The following is a 17,525-nucleotide window of genomic DNA, read 5'->3' as shown; positions in this document are numbered from 1 at the left end:
GCTGCGGCCTCGGCACCGAGGAGACGATGCGTCGTGCCTTCCTCCGCAACCAAGGTGTCGGGCCCAAGGAGTATCGGGATCGCTTTTCGCCAGCGATCCATGACATGAATTTGGGCGATGAGCGCGCGATCAGCTGCAATGACGTGATTGACACTGGCAAGAGGCTCGGTCAGCGTAGTTGAGAAAGCGCTTACATGGGTAGCTATCTTCGAGGTGCGCCCGCGCGCAGGAGCGGAAAGGGCGGCGATGAGACGTTTCGTGTTGGCGGCGACAAGCGCCGCGCTCTGCATCCTGTCGACTGCGGCTCTGGCCCAGAAGCGCATCGCCATGGTCCAGGCTCATCAGGAATCCCGGTTCCGGATCGATCTCAACACGGGCGCGCATGACGAGGCCAAGCGGCTCGGCGCCAGGCTCGTCATCTACAATGCCAACAACAATCCGGGCCTGCAGACCGACGCCATTGAGACGTACATCAACGACAAGGTCGACATAATCCTGGTGCTCGCGATCGACGCGAACGGAATCAAGCCCGCGATCGAGGAGGCAGTGAAGGCCGGGATCCCGGTCCTGGCGGTTGACACAGTCGTGAGCGGCGCGAACCTCGCCAATATCGGCGTAGACAACAAGGATGCGGGTCGCGAAATCGGTCGCCGAGTTGGCGAGTACCTCGCCTCGGCGGGAGGCCCGCAAGACGTCGGCATCGTAGGAGCGCTGAACTCTTACATTCAGAACCTTCGCCTAGACGGCTTTAAGGAAGGGCTCGCGGCCGCCAACCCGAAGGCGCGGATCGTCGGGACCGTGGACGGCCAGAATGTCCAGAACGTCGCTCAGAACGCGGCCGAGGGCCTCCTCACGGCTCATGCGAACCTCGGCGCGGTCTACGCCACGGGCGAGCCCGCCCTCGTGGGTGTCCTCGCCGCGAGCCGGGCGCGGGCCGGCGGCAAGTTCAAGGTCTTCGGCTGGGACCTCAACAGCCAAGCCATCAAGGCCATCGACGACGGCCTCGTCGGCACCATCGTCCAGCAGGAGGCCTACAAGCTCGGCGCTACCGCCGTCGCGACGGCGATCGACCACCTCGGCGGCAAGAAGATCCCCCCCGTTGTCGCCGTCCCGGTGTCATTCGTCGACAAGTCGAACGTCGATGGATTCCGGGCGCGCTTCAAGTAGGAGGCGGTCCATGAGCGTCGGAGGCGTGGCGTCCATCGGACCGCGAGTGCGGATGTCGCAGATTGTCAAGACCTACGGCCCGATCCAGTCCTTACGCGGGGTCGACCTCAATCTGGAGCCGGGCGAGGTGCTTGGCCTCGTCGGCGACAACGGTGCGGGCAAATCGACGCTGACCAAGATCCTGTCCGGCGCCGTCACCCCGGATTCGGGCCGTATCGAAATTGACGGGGCGGAGGCGCGATTCGAGAGCCCAGCCGACGCCCGCCGTCGTCGCATCGAGATGGTCTACCAGGACCTCTCGCTTTGCGACACGGTCGACGTCGCCGGCAACCTGTTCATGGGGCGCGAGCTTACGCGCGGCGTCGCGGGGCTGCGCTTCCTCGACCATGCTCGCATGCATTCGCGGTCGCAGGAGATGCTGCAGGGCCTCGGCATCCGCATCCCCGATACCGGCGCCCTCGTCGGCAACCTCTCGGGCGGGCAGCGCCAGGCTATCGCCATCTCGCGCGCCATCTCGTTCGACCCGAAGGTGCTCATCATGGACGAGCCGACCGCTGCCCTCGCTGTGGCGGAGGTTGAGGCCGTCCTTGACATCATCCGACGCGTGAGCGCGCGGGGCGTCAGTGTCATCCTGATCACGCATCGCCTGCAGGACCTGTTCCTCGTTTGCGACCGGATCATGGTCATGTACGAGGGTATGAACGTCGCCGCCCCGCGGGTTTCGGAGACGAGCCTCGCAGGAATCGTGGAACTCATCGTCGGGCACAAGTTCGACGCCGCCTCGGCCCGCCTGCAGTGACCGCTCCCCTCTCCCACCCCGCCAAGCCGGCAGCACTCCGCTATGTCAAGCAGTCGCCGCTGAAACGGGCCCTCACGAATTATCCTGGCGTCATCAGCATCGGAATCTTCGTCACCGTCGTGGCGATGGTGTTCTCGTTGGTGACCGAGAATTTCTTCTCCGTCTCCAACCTGCTCACGATCTTGCGGCAAGCGGCGCCGCTCTGCATCGTCGCCGTGACGATGACGTTTGTCATCACAACCGGCGGCATCGACCTCTCGGTCGGCTCGGTCGGAGCGGTGTCGGGCGTTCTCGCTGCGAGCCTGATGAGCAGCTACGGCGTGCCTGTTCTGCCTGCCATCGCGATCTCGCTCGCGTGGGCGCCATGGTAGGGCTCGCCCACGGCTACCTCATCGCGTACCAGGGAATCCCGCCCTTCATCGTGACCCTCACGTCGCTGTTCATCTACCGGGGCGTGGCACTGCTGGTAACCGAGGGCTACTCGATCCCGATCCCCTCTGGCGGGATCCTGGCTTTCCTCGGTCGCGGCTGGTTTCTCGGAGTCCCCATGCCAGTTTGGCTGGCCGCGGGGGCGCTAATTGTGGGCTATATCATGCTCAATCACACCCGATCGGGCCGCTACGTCACCGGTATCGGGTCCAACCGCGAGGGCGTCCGCCGCTCCGGCGTCAACGTCCGGCGGGTCACGACGGGGGTCTACGTTTGGAGCGGGATCGCTGCCGCCTTCGCTGGTCTGATCCTGACCTCGCGTCTTGGCAGCGGCTCGGCCAACCAAGGGGTCATGTTCGAGCTCGACGCTATCGCCGCCGTCGTGCTTGGCAGCACTAGCCTATTCGGCGGGAAGGGCACGATCGTCGGCACCCTGTTTGGCGCGCTCGCGATAGCCATGATCCAGAACGGTCTCATCCTGGCCCACGTCTCGCCCTACTATACGCAGATCGCGACCGGCCTAATCATCATCTTCGCAATATGGTTCAACACGTGGCTGCTCGGGCGGCCGATCCGTCGGGGATGAACCTCGAAGAGCTGTTCCGGGCGCCCGATTTGCCGCGAATTGGGGTCCGGAGCGGGCAGGCGATGACCGTGCTCGGCCCTGTGCCGGCGGATGAGCTCGGCGTTTGCCTGATGCACGAGCACATTCTTCTCGACGCATCGAAGAAGTGGAGGCCGCCCTGCGGCTGTGCCGAGCCCGGCTTCGCCGACCGCCTAGTCTCGGCGGAGATGCAGCCGGCGCTGCGGCGCGACCCGGTCGGCAACCGCGACAACTGCCTGCTGCTCGATGCCGACCTCGCGGTAGCGGAGCTGATGCACTTCGCCAATCTCGGCGGCCGCACAATCGTTGACGCGACTGTCGGTGGGATCGGCCGCGACCTCCCGGCGCTGCAGCGGATCGCGGCACGCACGGGGCTCCACATCGTCGCCGGGACGGGGTTCTACCTCGAATCCTCTCACCCCGCCGGAGTCCGCGACGCAAGCATCGAGGATCTTGCAGAAGCCATAGTGTTTGACATCGGGGGTCTCGCAGAGCGCCCACGCATCCTCGCGGGGCTCATCGGCGAGATCGGAATCTCGCCGGATTTCACACCGGGGGAGGACAAGTGCCTGCGGGCCGCCGCGCGCGCCGCCGCCCGAACCGGGGTGCCGCTGTCGATCCACCTCCCCGGCTGGGAACGCTTCGGCGATAGGGTCCTTGACATCGCGGAGGCCGAGGGCGCCGACCTCGCCCACACCATCCTTTGCCACATGAACCCGAGCCTCGCGGACGAGCCTTACCAGCACCGCCTCGCGCGCCGCGGCTGCTTCCTCGAATACGACATGATCGGCATGGACTACTTCTTCGCCGAGAAAGGTGTGCAATCCCCGTCCGACGCGGAGAATGCGACGGCAATCCGGAAGCTGATCGATGCCGGGTTCATCGACCGCCTGCTCCTCTCGCAGGACATTTTCCTCAAGATGATGCTGAGGAAGTACGGCGGCCACGGCTACGGCCACATCCTACGCAGCTTCTTGCCCCGCCTGCGCCTGCACGGGGTCGGCGACGATGCAATCGAGATCCTGATGGTCCGCAACCCGCGGCGAGTGTTCGGCGGCGCCTGAGCCGGCCTACGCCGCCCTCGACGGAGCGTGCGGCCGCGCCGCACAATGACGTAGGGCGGCGTGACGGAAGCGGAATGGCGCTTCTCTTGGATGGCTGCACAAGCAGCCGCGCCGCCAGGGCGCCGATCTTCTCGTCGGTATCTTCGCACCGTGGTCAGAGACGTATTTGTTTGGGCCGCAAATTCGAGGTCGTTGAAGCCGGCAATCGAGATGTCGGTGGGCACGGATAACCCCCTGCGCGGCCGCCTCGATCAGCGGGCCGAGCGCGAGCTGGTCTTTGCCACAGATTACCGCCGTCGGGCGGGGCCGCGCCTGCACGAGGGAGCGCATTGCCGCCCGCCCGTCGGCCACGCAATAAGGCCGCTCGGTGAACCAGCCGGCCTCAAGGGCGAGGCCGGGCTCGGCGAGACACTGCAGGACACCGCGGCGGCGCGCGTCAGCCCTGTCGTTGCCGTCCGTCACCCCCGCGATTAGGCCGATCCGGGTTACGCCGGAGCCGGCCCGCGTACGGACCCTCCTCGCGGACGGTGGACTTCGTCCGCCCGTCCTAGCCCCTGCTGGGGCGTCCAGGAAGGGTAGCCGCTGGGCCCGCCGGCCCGGCCGTGCCGTTCATTGACACCTTTTCAAGTCACGGATACCTCTCGCCTCGAAGTAAGCGCTTACTAAACAGGCGCGCGTTTCCAGCCCGAGCATCCGAACGGCAAGGAATTCGATCATGACGACCCGGATCGACGCGGAGCGGCTCTGGGCGACGCATATGGAGCTGGCGCAGATCGGCGCCACGGCTAACGACGGTGTCTGCCGCCTGGCCGCCTCGCCCGAAGATGGGGCTGGCCGAGACCGGTTCGCGGCCTGGTGTCGCGAGGCCGGGCTCGACATGCGCGTCGACAGGATCGGCAACATGTTCGCCCGGCGCCGGGGGCGTCGGGACGATCTGCCCCCGGTCCTCGTCGGCAGCCATCTCGATTCGCAGCCGACGGGCGGCAAGTTCGACGGCGCATTCGGCGTGCTCGCCGGCCTCGAGATCGTGCGGCAGCTGAACGCGCGAGAGATGGACACCGACCACCCGGTCGAGCTCGTGAACTGGACCAACGAGGAGGGCTGCCGGTTCCAGCCGTCCTCGCTTGGCGCGGAAGTCTTCGCGGGCCTCTTGCTGTTGGAAGAAGGGCTGAGCCGGCATGACGCCGACGGCAAGCGGCTAGAGGACGAGCTCCGGGCGATCGGCTATCTCGGCGAAGCGCCTGTGCGAGGCACGCTGCCGAAGGCGTATCTGGAGGGGCACATCGAGCAGGGCCCGATACTTGAGGAGACGCGCTGCCAAGTCGGAATTGTCGAGGGCTCGATGGGGGTCAACGCCTACGAGGTCGAGCTGACCGGGGTCGAGGCCCATACCGGGACGACGCCGGTCGGACGCCGCAAGGACGCGCTTCTGGCCGCCTGCCGGATCGCATCCGCCGTCAACGAGCTCGCGTTCCGCTACGAGCCGGACGGTCGCGCCACGGTGGCGCAGATGCAGATCTCGCCGAACGTCCGCAGCGTTGTTGCGAGCCGGGTCACGCTCACGACCGATTGCCGCCACGCCGACCCGGACATGCTCGAGCGCATGACGGAGGAGCTGAACTACATCCTACGCCGCGAGGCGGAACGGCACGACGTAGGCATGACCTCGCGGCTGTACTGGAGCAATCCGGCGCTGCGCTTTGACGAGACATGTGTGGCGGCGCTCAGGCGGGCGGCGGAGAACGGCGGCTTTTCTAGCCAGCCCCTGGTGAGCGGCGCCGGGCATGACGCAATCCCGATCGCACGCGTCGTGCCGGCGGCCATGCTGTTCGTGCCCAGCAAGGACGGCGTGAGCCACAACGAGGCCGAATACACCTCGCCCGACGAGCTGGCGGTGGGCTGCGCGGTGTTGATGGAGGCGGTGCTGCAGCTTGCGCAGGCTTGAGAATGATCGGCAGCGCCGAGCGGCAGGCCGACCGAACCGCGGTCCGGCGCCTGCAGGACCCCGCTCATCGCCCTCGCAACCCATCCAGCTCGTCGTCAAGCGCCTGCCAGCGCCCGAGCAAGCCGATCAAGGTATTGCAGCGATCCGAGGCCCGAGCGATCCGAGCTCGAGCGATCGGCCAGGAGGAGTAAAGCGGTATGGGAACATTGATGCGCCTTGGATCCCTGACGGCGCCCACGCCCCGTAACGAGAACCACCGTATTGTCCAGGTCGTGTTCACGCCGAGCGACCTCGAGGCGTCGCGGATCCTCGGCGTCGAGCGGTCGACGTATTTCACGTCCGGGCGCTCACCGATCCATGCCGAGAGCCATTCGGAGGAGATCATCTATTTTCGCCGGGGCCGCGGAAAGGTGCTTCTGGGCAAGAACTATATCGAGGTCGGCCCCGGAAGCGCGGTCGCGATCCCCAGCGGGATCGAGCATCACGTCGTCAATTCCGGCGAGGACGTCCTGGAGCACGTGCTGATCTCCGCCGAGATCGGCGACTGTCCGGTGCAGGCGACATACATGGCGAGCGCCGACGACGTTCTCCCGGAAGACCAGACGCGTCTCTTGAGCCGGCTCACTTGCACGCGCCTCGACGTCGCCGAGGATCAGAAGACCGCCGAGGCGATCCTCCCGGATCACGAAGCCGTCTACACGCTGTCAGGGGGCTCCGTCATCGCCCATGTGAAGCTCGCCGGGACGGACTACGAGTGGCAATACGCGCTCGATCCTTCGAGCTGCTTTTGGATCCCGGCCGGCGTGCCCCACTCATTCCGGAACATCGGCGACATCCCCGTCCGGCTCGTTAAGTTCGGGTGCCGAGCCTGATAGGGGTTAGGATGGCGGAACTCGTGTTTCTGCCGGGGCGGCTTTGGCCGCCCCTAGACTGCCGCAGGCTGACCGGACGTGTCAGGCCGGGCCTCGTTGCCGGACCGGCTACGCAGATGATGGCAATTCTGAAACGACCACCCCTGGTGTAAAGCGCACCTAAACACCTGGGGTCAGCCGCTTTGTCTCGAGACGATAAGAACGAAAATGTCGGTCGTGAGCGACGCAAATCGCGACGCTCCTCGACCCACGAAGCGACGCGCTTCCCGGTCGCGCGCGATGTCGCGGCACGCGCGGCCGTCTCAACCGCAACGGTCTCCCGTGTGCTGAACGGTGCGGGCGGCGTCAGTCCCGCCAAGCGCGCAGCAGTGCTGAAGGCTGCGGCCGATCTCGGCTTCGTCGCGAACGCCGCCGCCCGCGCCTTGACCCGGCGACGCTTCGAGACCGTAGGCGCGGTCATTCCGAACATCGAGAATGACGAGTTCATTCGGGCAATCTCCGCCTTCCAGGCGGGACTGCGCAAGGCGGGCTATACGCTGCTGCTTACCAGCGCCGGCTACGACCTGGATATCGAGATGCACGAGGCGACGCTGCTCCTCGAGCGCGGCATCGACGGGTTACTTCTCGTCGGCGACATTCATCGCGAAGCGCTCCTCGAACGCATCCGGCGGCAAGGCCTGCCGATGGTGCAGACCTTCACGTTATCAAACCGCGAGAACTGCGTCGGGTTCGACAATATCGCGGCGGCCGCGAAGGCCACGAACTTCCTCCTCGACCTCGGCCATCGCAGCATCGGCGTGATCACCGGGACGCGACAGGAGAACGACCGGGCCGGCCCGCGCGTCCGCGGGCTGACCGAGGCGCTCGTAGCGCGAGGCCTCGCGCTACGGCCGGAGCACGACGTAGTGGCCGGCTTTGGCATCAGCGCGGGCCGCGACGGACTTCGCCACCTGCTTTCGCAGCCGGGGGAGCGGCCGACGGCGATCCTGTGCGGGACCGATCAGCTGGCCTTCGGAGCGATGATCGAGGCCAACGCGCAAGGACTGCGGATCCCGCAGGATCTGTCGGTGATCGGATTTAACGACACAGACTATGCAGCCTTCCTAAGCCCGGGCCTGACGACGGTGCGCGTCCATGCGGCCGACATCGGACGAGTCGCGAGCGATCACCTTATCAGCCGGATCTCCGGCCGGAGCACCGTTCGCGTGAACATCATCGACGCAGAGCTGATTGTGCGCGGCAGCACGGCACCGCCGAGCAACACGCGGCGCGCGCATTGAGCCCGGATCGAGATCGGGACGGAGCTACACTGGCCGCGAGTAGCCGATGGCGCAGTAGGAGCCGCCCTGACGCTCCTCGCTTACCGCATGGGGCTCGACGAGCCCGCGCAGCTGAGGCGCCCAGGCTTCGGCGTTGTCCCGGGGCAACCAGCCGATCCGCTCGCGGGCATCGCCGCGCCACCACGTCATCCGGTGGTTGTTCGAGACGCCCCAGACGATCGCATGGCCGATGTCGTCGGCCGCCGCAGCACAGGCGACGAGGCTGACGAGGTCCGGATAGGACAGCCAGGTCGCGAGCATCCTTTCATCAGTCGGCTCGGCTCGTGCCGAGCCGATGCGGAGCGAGACGGTCTCCACGCCGTGCTTGTCCCAATAGAGCTGGGCCATGCCTTCTCCGTAGACTTTTGAGAGGCCGTAATACCCGTCAGGACGCACTGTGCAGTCGCTGTCGAGGACGTCCGTCCGGGGATGGAAGCCGACGGTGTGGTTCGAGCTGGCGAAGACCATGCGCGCGCTTTCGAACCGCGCGGCTTCGAAGGCGTGGTAAAGGCCCCGGATGTTGGGGCCGTACACGTCCTCGAACGGCTGCTCGACGCTGACGCCGCCGAAATGGAGGATCGTGCCGCAGCCCTCCGCCAGCCGCAGGACGGCCGCCCGGTCCGACAGGTCGGCCTGCGCGAAGCTCGCGCGGGGCGGCAGCGGGTTCGGAAACGGCCGCAGGTCGGTGAGCCGGAGGGTCCATCCGAGCGCGGCGAGCTCCGGCGCGAGCACTGTTCCCAGGATACCGGAGGCGCCGGTCAGGAGGACCGGCTTGCGGGCTGGATCAGGCATGCTCGTCCTCTCAGACCGTGATCATGAAAACCCAGCGTCACCGGCGAGAACGGCCCGGAGCCGGGGCGCGCACAGGCGCCCCGCGATCATGGGGAGGGCACCGTCAATGCCGTGCTGCCCCGCCGATCATCGTGCGCATCTTTTCCACCGCCGCGTTCGGCGCCGTGAGCACCGGACGATCGAGCACCGCGCTGACGGCCTCCCGTGCACGCGAGGTCGAAAAATGCGCTAACATGACCGCATCCTGATCGGCAAGTTCCGGGGCACGCGCCGCCACGAGACGATTATGCGTCTCCACGTCTCCGCTCTTGATGCGGTCGATGGCGTCATCAACCAGGATGGTCGTCAGCCGCGCCGGCTGCTTCTCCCGCGCGACGAAATCCTCGAACTCGTCGGTCATGGTTTGCACGGAGGGTCCGAAGGTCGCCAACATGCCGATACGCCGGCCGCGGGCGATCGCCTCCTCGAACATCGCCTCGTTCGGCTTCAGGACAGGGATGGGAACGGCAGCGGCGAGGCGATCGATGGCAGGGCCGAATGCCGAGCACGTCACCAGGATGCCGTCCGCACCCATGCGGTATCCGTAGAGGCCGAACGCGACGAAGCGGTCGATCATTTCCTCCGTGAGCGTGCTCTCGCGGGCGCGATCGATCGACAGGCCGTCGTCCAGGAGATTGATCGTCTCGGCCTCGGCCCATCGCTCCGCGAAGGCGCTTTGGATGGGCTGCATGGCCACCGGCGTCGCGTGCAGCAGAATAATCCGACAAGCCATCGCAACCCCGCTCGAAGGCGGCCGCCGAGGCGACCAGCGCCCGAGGTGTCGGACGCGCGCCCGTGTATGCCGCACGCAACTCCACTATGAAAGCGCTTCCATTGCATTTCGAAGCCAGCACTTCAGATTGACTGGCGTTCTCCGGCGCATTATCGGCAAGCGCTTACATGCCGTGACCGCGCCGCGCTAAAGCTTGGCGCCTGGCGCAGCCGAAGGATGGGGCGCAGTCATGGGCTTGGACGCCAGCCGGATGGAGCCCGCGGCCGAGACTGCACGATCCTCGTTCCAGAACAACGTCGAGCGCGAGGCGAACGTCGTTCCGCGGCGATTCCGCGACCTTCTCGCGCTCGATGATTTCGAACGTCACGCGCGTCGCCTCCTGCCACCGATGGTGTTCCAATACGTGGCCGGCGCCGTGGAAACGGGGGCGGCCCTGCGAGGCAATCGCGCCGCGTTTGATCGCTACACCTTCCTGCCACGCATGATGGTGGACACCTCAAGGCGCGACATGTCGGTGTCGCTGTTCGGGCGCTCCTATGCGGCTCCGTTCGGCGTTCCACCCATCGGCGGAGCGGCCTTCGTCGCCTATCGCGGCGATATCGCACTCGCGGAGGCCGCAAAAGCGATGGGCGTGCCCATGATCCTGAGCGGGTCGGCGCTGATCTCGCTCGAGGACGTGATCGCCAGAAACCGCGACGCCTGGTTCCAGGCCTATCTCGCGGGAGATCAGGTTCGAATCGACCGCCTCGTCGATCGCGTAGAGGCAGCGGGGTACGGGACCCTCGTCGTGACGATCGACACGCCGGTCCTCGGCAACCGGGAGCACAACACGCGCAGCGGCTTCAGCATGCCCATGCGCATCACCCCAAGAGTCGCCCTGCAGAGCGCGCTCCACCCGCGCTGGCTGCTCGGCACGGTGGCCCGCACCTTCCTGCGGCACGGCGCGCCGCATTTCGAGAACACCGAAGCCGAGCGGGGACCACCCATGCTGTCGCAGAGCAGCGTGCGCAACCGCGCAGCCCGCGACCGCCTCAGCTGGCGTCATCTCCAAGCGATCCGGAAGCGGTGGAAGGGTGTCCTGCTGGTGAAGGGACTGCAGGCGCCGGCCGATGCGGAATTGGCGCGCGAGATCGGCGCGGATGGCGTGATCGTGTCCAATCACGGCGGCCGGCAGCTTGATTACGCGACGGCTCCGATGGACGTGCTGCCCCAGATCGTCGCCAACAAGGGCGCTATGAAGGTGATGGTGGATAGCGGCGTGCGACGCGGTACCGACGTGTTGAAGGCGCTGGCCGTCGGCGCGGACTTCGTCTTCGTTGGGCGGCCCATGATTTATGCCGCCGCCATCGGCGGTACGCCGGGGGTGGTGCACGCGATGCGGATTCTTCGGGAGGAGATTGATCGCGGCATGGCGCTGCTCGGGGTCAACAGACTGTCGGAGCTGTCGCCCGACTTCATCCTCAGGCAGCAGGTCTAGCTACGACGTCTAGCGACGACCTGGGCCGCATCAGCTGGAAGGTTTCAATGCGCAAGAATGCGTCCGAAGTCGGGCTGAGGGTCATGTCGGGCTTCGCGGTTCGGCGCGCCTTTGAAGCGGGCATCCTGGCCGACTACCAGCAGCGGAGCGGTCACAGCGTCCATATCGAGTGGGCCCCGACGACCGTGATTGCCGCGAAGGTTGCCGCGGGCGAGCATGCCGATATTCTCCTGATTACGCGCGAGGCCATGGACGAGATGGAGCGATCGGGCATTGTCGATCTGTCCAGTCGCGTCGAGGTGGCGACGTCGCGGCTCGGCCTCGCGGTCGCACGGGGTGCCCCTCATCCCGAGATCGGCAGCATCGACGCGTTCAAGGCCGCTCTGACGGCCGCACGCTCGGTCGCCTTCTCGAACGCCGGCGCGAGCGGCGCAGTCTTCGCGGCGCTGATCGAGCACCTCGGCATTGCCGACGCGGTTCGCAGCCGCGCGACCCTCATCCCGACAGGCCTCACGGCGGAGACGCTCGTGACCGGCGAAGCGGACCTCGCCGTCCAGCAGATCAGCGAGTTGCTGATGGTCGACGGGATCGAGGTTGTCGGCCCCTTCCCGGAGCTCGGTCAGACGGTGCTGTCCTTCTCCGCGGCGCTCACGACAGCCGCCTCGAATGTCGAGGCGGCGGCTGGCTTCCTTCGCTTCCTCCAGGGCGACGAAAGCCGCGCGAGGCTTGCAGCGAGCGGCCTCGACCCGATCGAGCCGGGACCTTAAGCGTTACTCCAGGCCCGTCGATGCGGCACCCACTCGTCGCGCCCGCGTCTGACGCAACCCTGCTGCAAACGCTTACAATCCTTGGGTGCCCCAGCCTAGGGAAACCTCGATTTCCCGCTACGGCCGCCAGGCGCTCAAGTCGCGCGGCGACTACGTTTCGATTGACTCGGCTCAAAGCTCGCCTCATTCTCCAAAGAAACCGCTTACATGTGCAAGCCACGGCAGACGCTACGTTCGGCGCCCGTGTACGAAACGCGAAGAGGGAAATGCCATGAGAGGGACGAAGATCCGCGCGTCGATTGCCGTGGTTTGCGTCACAACGATGTCGATCCTGCCCTATGCGGCACGAGGCAGCGACAAGGTCGAGCTGACGTACTGGACAATGCTCGATCACAGCTCGAGGGATGCGAGGGCCCAGACGGAGCGCGAGATACTGAAGCGGTTCATGCAGGAAAACCCGAATATCTCGGTCAAGGTCGATACGACGCCTTGGAATAAGCTTCCCCAGAAGACCATCCTCGCCGTCCAGAGCGGTGGCGGCCCGGACGTGAGCCGGGTCTCCTTCGGGCAGACGCTCGAATACATCAACCTCAATACGCTACAGCCGCTCGATCCCTACCTGCAGGGCGACGAGCGGACCGGCCTTCTTGGCGAAAGCACAGTGTTCGACGGCAAGCGTATGGCGATCGTCTACACGCCGGTGCCGAACGCCATCCTCTACCGCAAGGACCTGTTCGCCGCGACAGGCCTGCCAGAGCCCAAGACCTGGGACGACTTCTCCAAGGTCGCTGCGGCCATGACCAAGGACCGGGTCCACGGCTTCGGGATCGGGCTGAGCCCGGCCAAGAGCCTCGTTCCCAACTTCGTCCAGCCCTACATCTGGGGCGCGGGCGGCAAGATCTTCGAGGGGGCCTGCGGCGCCTGGGACGGCCCCGCGGGCGTCAAGTCGGTCCAGTTCCTCCTCGACATGATGAACGTGCACAAGGCGATGCCATCGGACGTGCTGCGCCTCACCAACGACGACGTGCTCGACGGCTTCCGGGCGGGCAGGTTCGCAAGCGTGGTAGAGGAGGCCTCGCGGGCTTCCACGGCCGCATCTTCCGACATCACCAAGGGCAAGGTCGGCCTGTGGCGCTTCCCCTCGGATTCGTCAGCCAAGGGCTCGCCGCCCCATATCTATAGCTGGAGCATCGGCGTTTCCAGCGCCAGCAAGCACCCGCAGGAGGCTGCTCGCCTCGTCAAGTTCATGACGGCGGCCGCGGCCGACCACATCAAGGCGGAGACCTCCGGCGAGTTGCCGGCCCGGGCGTCTTCACTCGCCGGCATCAAGTTTAATCCCGCTAACGCGGCCGTCTCCGAGGCTTTCGTCACGTATCTCGCCGACTTCGAGGGCTCGCCGCAGGTCTATCCTAAGAACCCGGCCAAGTTCCACGACCTAGTCATCCAGGCAATCCAGCAGGTCGCCGTGGAAAAGGTTCCGGTGCAGAAAGCCCTGACCGATAGCGTCGCGGCGTATGACAGGGCGGTCGGGTGCCGGTAGCAGTCACCTCGCCCCGCGGGGAGAGCCTGCTAGCCTACGCCTTCATGGCGCCGGCCGTGCTCCTGATTGCCGGGGTGACAGGATACGGCACCTACTCGGCCTTCGACTACAGCCTCTACGAGGCGACGATCGCGCTGAAGAAGCGCTTCGTCGGCCTCGCCAATTTCCGGGAGATGTTCGCGGACTCGAGCACGCGCGGCAACGTTTGGACGACGGGCATCTACCTGCTGGCCGGCGTGCCGGCCACGGTGGCGCTGGGGCTCGGACTGGCCCTCCTCCTGGATGTGCGCGTCCGGCTCGCAGGCCTGTTCCGAACCCTTCTCATCGTTCCCTGGATAACCTCCCTGGTGATCACGGCCCTCCTCTGGAGGTTCGTCCTCAACGGTGACCTGGGTCCTCTGCCCCGCGCGTTAGAGTCGGTCGGCCTGTCGGGCATCCAGTTCCTGGACCAGACCTGGGCCATGCCGTCCCTCGTCCTGGCCTCGGCCTGGAACGGCTACGCCTTTTCGATGATCCTCCTCCTGGCCTCCTTGCAGCAGATCCCCGAGAGCGTCGGCCGCGCGGCCCGCGTGGATGGCCTCTCACCGTGGCTGGTCTTCCGCCACATCCTCCTGCCGCATCTGACGCCAACGCTGCTCATCGTGACGATCGTCGCGTCCATGCACTACCTGAACATGATCGAGCTGCCGCTGATCCTCACCGGAGGCGGCCCCGGCCGGCAGACCGAGATCCTGCCCCTCCGGCTGTATCGGGAAGCCTTCGACTACTACAATACGGGCTATGCCTCGGCCATGTCCGTGGTGGTCTTTGCATTCAACTGCGTCCTGACCGTCTTCTACATTCTCGCCGCGCGACGCCGGGCGACCTAGATGACCCGCAATCCCGCACTTGCTTCGGGGAGGTGAGCCGTGCCGGTGAGCCGAATGTCCTCGTTCATCGTCTACAGCCTGCTGCTGCTCGCCTGCGTGTTCGCGCTCTTCCCGCTCGCCTGGAGCTTTGCCACCTCGCTGAAGGGCGAGGCGGAGGTCGTCGCCTATCCACCCGTCTGGATCCCGAATTCGCCGACCCTCGAGAACTATGCGAACGTCCTGACCTCTGGCCTGCCCTACTACGTCCTGAACAGCGTCTTGGTCGCCGCCCTTACCATCGTCCTGTCCCTCGCGATCGCCGCCCATGCCGGCTACGCGGTCTCCCGCTTCTCCTTCCGGGGGCGGGACGCGCTGCTGTACCTGATCCTCGCCTCCATGATGGTGGCCCGGGTCGCCAATATCGTTCCGCTCTACATCCTCGGCTCCAGGCTCGGCCTGCTCGACACCAAGCTGGCCCTGGTCCTCGTATACAGCGGTTGGCAGATGCCGATCGCGGTCTGGCTGCTCAAGGACTTCTTCGCGAACGTGCCGCCCAGTCTCGACCGGGCAGCGCAGGTCGACGGCTATGGCGCCCTTGCGATCTTCTACCGGATCGCCCTGCCGCTCGTCCGGCCCGGGCTCGCCGCGGCCGCCATCCTGATCTTCATGTTCGTCTGGAACGACTTCATCCTGGCCGTGACGCTGACGACGTCCGAACCCAACCGCATGGTGACGGTCGGGCTCTACAACTACGTCGGCCAGTTCGGCATCCAGTGGGGCGAGCTTACGGCCGCGGTGACGGTCGCGCTGCTCCCGGTCCTGGTCCTCTTCGCTTTCGTGCAGAGGACGCTGACCCAGGGCCTCACGGCCGGGGCCGTGAAGGGCTAGGCCGATGCCAACCTCATCCAGACCGGAGACGGGATCCTGATGGCAGAGATACGCGTCTCGCACCTGTCGAAGTCCTTCGACGGCAAGAATGCCGTCCGCGACGTCAGCCTGACGGTCGCGGACGGGGAGTTTTTCAGCCTCCTGGGACCCTCGGGCTGCGGCAAGTCCACGCTGCTCGCGCTCCTGTGCGGCCTAGAGGCCCCTTCGGCGGGACGCATCCACATCGGCGGCAAGGATGTCACCGACATCCCCCCGAAGCATCGCGGCATCGCGATGGTGTTTCAGGACTACGCGCTCTATCCGCACATGACGACGCGGGACAACCTGGCGCTGCCGATGAAGGCCGCGAAGGCGAGCCGGTCCGAGATCGAGCGCCGGATACGTGAGGTCAGCACCGTGCTGGCGATCGAGGATTTCCTCGACAGCTACCCGCGGCACCTGAGCGGAGGGCAGCGGCAGCGGGTGGCGCTCGGCCGCGCCCTTGTGCGGGACCCCCAGGTCTTCCTGATGGACGAGCCCTTGTCGAACCTCGACGCTCGGCTGCGTATTCAGATGCGCACGGAGCTTCGGCTGCTGAAGGAGCGGCTCGGCGCGACCGTCATCTACGTCACGCACGATCAGGCCGAAGCCATGACGCTGTCGGACCGCATGGCCGTCATGGCCGAGGGCGAGCTGCAGCAGGTGGGAACGCCGATCGCGCTCTACAGCCGGCCCGCGAACCGCTTCGTCGCGTCGTTCCTGGGAGACATCGGCATCAACATGATGGACGCCATCCTGGACCGCGGTGGCAAGGGCGGGCTCCGCATTGAGGGGGGTCCCTCGCTCACCCTGGACGACCCCGTCCTCGGGGACGCAGCCGCCAGCGCCCCGGCGCGCCTGCCGGTCGCGGTCGGAATTCGGCCGGAGCATGTGGGACTGCACCGAGTGAAGGGAACCGGCATGGCGGACGGCACCGTCATCCTGTGCGAGCAGCTTGGGTCGGAGCAGCATGTCCACGTCCGGATGGGCGAGCACATGATCGTCGCCCGTGCGCCGCCCACCGCCGGATATCAGCTTCAGGACACGATCTTCGTCAGCTTCCCGGGCGAGGCGCTGCGCATCTTCGACCGGGCCACGGGCCGATCGCTCGCGCCCTTGTCGGACCTCGAGGGAGCTGAGCACGGCGGAAACCACACCGATCGATCAGAGGGCGTGGAATCCCGATCTTCGATTGCTCGCGTGCGTAGCGAACTCGGTTCAAACAGGAGGAACGCGGGATGAGTGCGCAAGCCGCCGGTGATGTCGCCGGCTATCCCAAACGGGCCGACATGCAGCGAGGCCTCGATGCTGGTGCTGTCCGCGAGCTGATGGTCGGCGGGATCGACGTGCACATCCACACGAATCCCCATGTGTTCCCGCTCGCCCATTCGCAGGACGTCATCGGCCTTGCGACCGATGCGCATGCCGCCGGGATGCGGGCTCTGGTCATCAAGGATATCGGGCCGTCGACGACCGGGACCGCTTACGTGGCGAGCCGCTTGGGGCCGGGCATCCCTGTCTACGGAGCCCATGTCATGAACCTCGCGAGCGGCGGCATCAATCCGCGCGCCGTCTGGGTGGCGCTGACGCATGGCGACGGCGCAAGGGTCGTGCATTTTCCAACCGGCGACACCCTCAACCACCACGATTACCGCAAGCGCTTCTACGCGGGCGTCAACCTGCCTCTCGAGGAAGAGGAGGCCGTCACGGTCACGCGGGACGGACGCCTCAAGCAGGAGGTGCGGGACGTCATCGCCCTGGTGAAGGAATTCGACGCCTGCCTGGCGACCTGCCACATCTCCGCCGAGGAGAGCCACCTCGTGGTGCGCGAGGCCCGTGACCAGGGCCTCAAACGGATTATCCTCAGCCATTCCCAATGGGCCATGACGCGGCTCACCATGGCGGATGTCAAGGAACTCGCCGAGCTCGGCTGTCTGGTCGAGTTCGATTTCGGCCTGATGATGCCCTACATGCACTTCGTGCACGGAGAGACACCCAAGGACCCGCGCGAAATCGCAGCCGCCATGAAGGAGATCGGACCGGAGCGCTGCTTCATCAGCTCCGACCTCGGCCAGCTCTATTCCCCGCTGCCGGTGGAGGGCATGCGCACCTACATCGCGATCTTGCTGAAGGTCGGCATCACCCCCGACGAGATCCGCAGGATGTTCCACCACAACCCAGCGCGCATCGTCGGCTTCGAGGGCTGGTAGCGATGTCGCTCCTC

General features: G+C 66.2%; 18 protein-coding genes. 15 read left to right on the top strand and 3 right to left on the bottom strand.

Annotated features, from left to right (window positions below; all coding sequences use genetic code 11):
- Nucleotides 1–246: 246 nt before the first annotated feature.
- Genes ACFE87_RS11255 through ACFE87_RS11235 form a run of 5 tightly spaced genes read left to right on the top strand, consistent with a single transcriptional unit; the run spans nt 247 to nt 4,063 of the window.
- Nucleotides 247–1,167: a substrate-binding domain-containing protein gene (locus ACFE87_RS11255; protein ID WP_375459723.1), complete on the top strand. Its 921-nt coding sequence runs from the start codon at nt 247–249 to the stop codon at nt 1,165–1,167.
- 52 nt (nt 1,168–1,219) lie between these two features.
- Nucleotides 1,220–1,966 carry an ATP-binding cassette domain-containing protein gene (locus ACFE87_RS11250; RefSeq protein WP_375459722.1) on the top strand — a complete coding sequence of 249 codons (747 nt, stop codon included), beginning with the start codon at nt 1,220–1,222 and terminating at the stop codon, nt 1,964–1,966.
- Nucleotides 1,963–2,337 (top strand): ABC transporter permease, encoded by a 375-nt coding sequence (locus tag ACFE87_RS11245; protein WP_375459721.1) that lies wholly within the window; start codon nt 1,963–1,965, stop codon nt 2,335–2,337. Before ACFE87_RS11250 ends, ACFE87_RS11245 begins: the two co-directional genes overlap by 4 nt.
- A complete protein-coding gene (locus ACFE87_RS11240; RefSeq protein WP_375459739.1) occupies nt 2,331–2,981 on the top strand; it encodes an ABC transporter permease in 651 nt (216 codons plus the stop codon). Before ACFE87_RS11245 ends, ACFE87_RS11240 begins: the two co-directional genes overlap by 7 nt.
- Nucleotides 2,978–4,063: a phosphotriesterase gene (locus ACFE87_RS11235; RefSeq protein ID WP_375459720.1), complete on the top strand. Its 1,086-nt coding sequence runs from the start codon at nt 2,978–2,980 to the stop codon at nt 4,061–4,063. The genes ACFE87_RS11240 and ACFE87_RS11235 overlap by 4 nt, the downstream gene beginning before the upstream one ends.
- A gap of 6 nt (nt 4,064–4,069) precedes the next feature.
- On the opposite strand, the gene ACFE87_RS11230 is transcribed toward ACFE87_RS11235, so the two are convergent.
- Nucleotides 4,070–4,525, bottom strand: a complete 456-nt coding sequence (locus ACFE87_RS11230; RefSeq protein ID WP_375459719.1) for a substrate-binding domain-containing protein — start codon at nt 4,523–4,525, stop codon at nt 4,070–4,072.
- Between the two features lie 253 nt (nt 4,526–4,778).
- Between ACFE87_RS11230 and ACFE87_RS11225 the strand changes: the two genes are divergently transcribed.
- The 3 genes from ACFE87_RS11225 to ACFE87_RS11215 all read left to right on the top strand — a co-directional run bounded on the left by ACFE87_RS11225 (nt 4,779) and on the right by ACFE87_RS11215 (nt 8,160).
- Nucleotides 4,779–6,008, top strand: coding sequence for a Zn-dependent hydrolase (locus ACFE87_RS11225; protein WP_375459718.1), 1,230 nt, complete (start codon nt 4,779–4,781; stop codon nt 6,006–6,008).
- Between the two features lie 209 nt (nt 6,009–6,217).
- A complete protein-coding gene (locus ACFE87_RS11220) occupies nt 6,218–6,880 on the top strand; it encodes a cupin domain-containing protein (RefSeq protein WP_375459717.1) in 663 nt (220 codons plus the stop codon).
- 182 nt (nt 6,881–7,062) lie between these two features.
- On the top strand, nt 7,063–8,160 hold the full coding sequence (locus ACFE87_RS11215; RefSeq protein ID WP_375459716.1) for a substrate-binding domain-containing protein: 1,098 nt from the start codon (nt 7,063–7,065) through the stop codon (nt 8,158–8,160).
- A 24-nt stretch (nt 8,161–8,184) separates the two neighbouring features.
- On the opposite strand, the gene ACFE87_RS11210 is transcribed toward ACFE87_RS11215, so the two are convergent.
- Together ACFE87_RS11210 and ACFE87_RS11205 are read right to left on the bottom strand one after the other, a co-directional pair.
- Nucleotides 8,185–8,991 carry an NAD-dependent epimerase/dehydratase family protein gene (locus ACFE87_RS11210; RefSeq protein WP_375459715.1) on the bottom strand — a complete coding sequence of 269 codons (807 nt, stop codon included), beginning with the start codon at nt 8,989–8,991 and terminating at the stop codon, nt 8,185–8,187.
- A gap of 103 nt (nt 8,992–9,094) precedes the next feature.
- Nucleotides 9,095–9,763: an aspartate/glutamate racemase family protein gene (locus tag ACFE87_RS11205; protein ID WP_375459714.1), complete on the bottom strand. Its 669-nt coding sequence runs from the start codon at nt 9,761–9,763 to the stop codon at nt 9,095–9,097.
- 388 nt (nt 9,764–10,151) lie between these two features.
- On the opposite strand from ACFE87_RS11205, the gene ACFE87_RS11200 reads away from it, so the two are divergent.
- From ACFE87_RS11200 to ACFE87_RS11170, 7 genes are all read left to right on the top strand, one after another.
- Nucleotides 10,152–11,240 carry an alpha-hydroxy acid oxidase gene (locus ACFE87_RS11200; RefSeq protein ID WP_375459713.1) on the top strand — a complete coding sequence of 363 codons (1,089 nt, stop codon included), beginning with the start codon at nt 10,152–10,154 and terminating at the stop codon, nt 11,238–11,240.
- Between the two features lie 47 nt (nt 11,241–11,287).
- Nucleotides 11,288–12,007, top strand: a complete 720-nt coding sequence (locus ACFE87_RS11195) for a molybdate ABC transporter substrate-binding protein (RefSeq protein ID WP_375459712.1) — start codon at nt 11,288–11,290, stop codon at nt 12,005–12,007.
- Nucleotides 12,008–12,278: 271 nt separating this feature from the next.
- Nucleotides 12,279–13,547 carry an ABC transporter substrate-binding protein gene (locus ACFE87_RS11190; RefSeq protein WP_375459711.1) on the top strand — a complete coding sequence of 423 codons (1,269 nt, stop codon included), beginning with the start codon at nt 12,279–12,281 and terminating at the stop codon, nt 13,545–13,547.
- Nucleotides 13,538–14,416 carry a carbohydrate ABC transporter permease gene (locus ACFE87_RS11185; RefSeq protein WP_375459710.1) on the top strand — a complete coding sequence of 293 codons (879 nt, stop codon included), beginning with the start codon at nt 13,538–13,540 and terminating at the stop codon, nt 14,414–14,416. Before ACFE87_RS11190 ends, ACFE87_RS11185 begins: the two co-directional genes overlap by 10 nt.
- Nucleotides 14,417–14,470: 54 nt before the next feature.
- Nucleotides 14,471–15,283 carry a carbohydrate ABC transporter permease gene (locus tag ACFE87_RS11180; protein WP_375459709.1) on the top strand — a complete coding sequence of 271 codons (813 nt, stop codon included), beginning with the start codon at nt 14,471–14,473 and terminating at the stop codon, nt 15,281–15,283.
- 39 nt (nt 15,284–15,322) lie between these two features.
- Nucleotides 15,323–16,543: an ABC transporter ATP-binding protein gene (locus ACFE87_RS11175; RefSeq protein WP_375459708.1), complete on the top strand. Its 1,221-nt coding sequence runs from the start codon at nt 15,323–15,325 to the stop codon at nt 16,541–16,543.
- Complete coding sequence (locus ACFE87_RS11170; protein WP_375459707.1) at nt 16,540–17,511, top strand: DUF6282 family protein; 972 nt, start codon at nt 16,540–16,542, stop codon at nt 17,509–17,511. The genes ACFE87_RS11175 and ACFE87_RS11170 overlap by 4 nt, the downstream gene beginning before the upstream one ends.
- The last annotated feature ends 14 nt before the right edge of the window (nt 17,512–17,525 follow it).

Origin of the sequence: uncultured Enterovirga sp. (genome assembly GCF_964242715.1) — a bacterium.
Classification (GTDB): Bacteria; Pseudomonadota; Alphaproteobacteria; order Rhizobiales; family Beijerinckiaceae; genus Enterovirga.
This window is presented reverse-complemented; position numbering and strand designations above follow the sequence as displayed.

What these genes read in the sequence shown, in the direction of transcription:
- ACFE87_RS11255 (WP_375459723.1), top strand. Translation starts at nt 247, where the DNA reads ATGAGACGTTTCGTGTTGGCGGCGACAAGCGCCGCGCTCTGCATCCTG.
- ACFE87_RS11250 (WP_375459722.1), top strand. Translation starts at nt 1,220, where the DNA reads ATGTCGCAGATTGTCAAGACCTACGGCCCGATCCAGTCCTTACGCGGG.
- ACFE87_RS11240 (WP_375459739.1), top strand. Translation starts at nt 2,331, where the DNA reads ATGGTAGGGCTCGCCCACGGCTACCTCATCGCGTACCAGGGAATCCCG.
- ACFE87_RS11235 (WP_375459720.1), top strand. Translation starts at nt 2,978, where the DNA reads ATGAACCTCGAAGAGCTGTTCCGGGCGCCCGATTTGCCGCGAATTGGG.
- ACFE87_RS11225 (WP_375459718.1), top strand. Translation starts at nt 4,779, where the DNA reads ATGACGACCCGGATCGACGCGGAGCGGCTCTGGGCGACGCATATGGAG.
- ACFE87_RS11220 (WP_375459717.1), top strand. Translation starts at nt 6,218, where the DNA reads ATGCGCCTTGGATCCCTGACGGCGCCCACGCCCCGTAACGAGAACCAC.
- ACFE87_RS11210 (WP_375459715.1), bottom strand. Translation starts at nt 8,991, where the DNA reads ATGCCTGATCCAGCCCGCAAGCCGGTCCTCCTGACCGGCGCCTCCGGT.
- ACFE87_RS11205 (WP_375459714.1), bottom strand. Translation starts at nt 9,763, where the DNA reads ATGGCTTGTCGGATTATTCTGCTGCACGCGACGCCGGTGGCCATGCAG.
- ACFE87_RS11200 (WP_375459713.1), top strand. Translation starts at nt 10,152, where the DNA reads ATGGTGTTCCAATACGTGGCCGGCGCCGTGGAAACGGGGGCGGCCCTG.
- ACFE87_RS11195 (WP_375459712.1), top strand. Translation starts at nt 11,288, where the DNA reads ATGCGCAAGAATGCGTCCGAAGTCGGGCTGAGGGTCATGTCGGGCTTC.
- ACFE87_RS11190 (WP_375459711.1), top strand. Translation starts at nt 12,279, where the DNA reads ATGAGAGGGACGAAGATCCGCGCGTCGATTGCCGTGGTTTGCGTCACA.
- ACFE87_RS11180 (WP_375459709.1), top strand. Translation starts at nt 14,471, where the DNA reads ATGTCCTCGTTCATCGTCTACAGCCTGCTGCTGCTCGCCTGCGTGTTC.
- ACFE87_RS11175 (WP_375459708.1), top strand. Translation starts at nt 15,323, where the DNA reads ATGGCAGAGATACGCGTCTCGCACCTGTCGAAGTCCTTCGACGGCAAG.
- ACFE87_RS11170 (WP_375459707.1), top strand. Translation starts at nt 16,540, where the DNA reads ATGAGTGCGCAAGCCGCCGGTGATGTCGCCGGCTATCCCAAACGGGCC.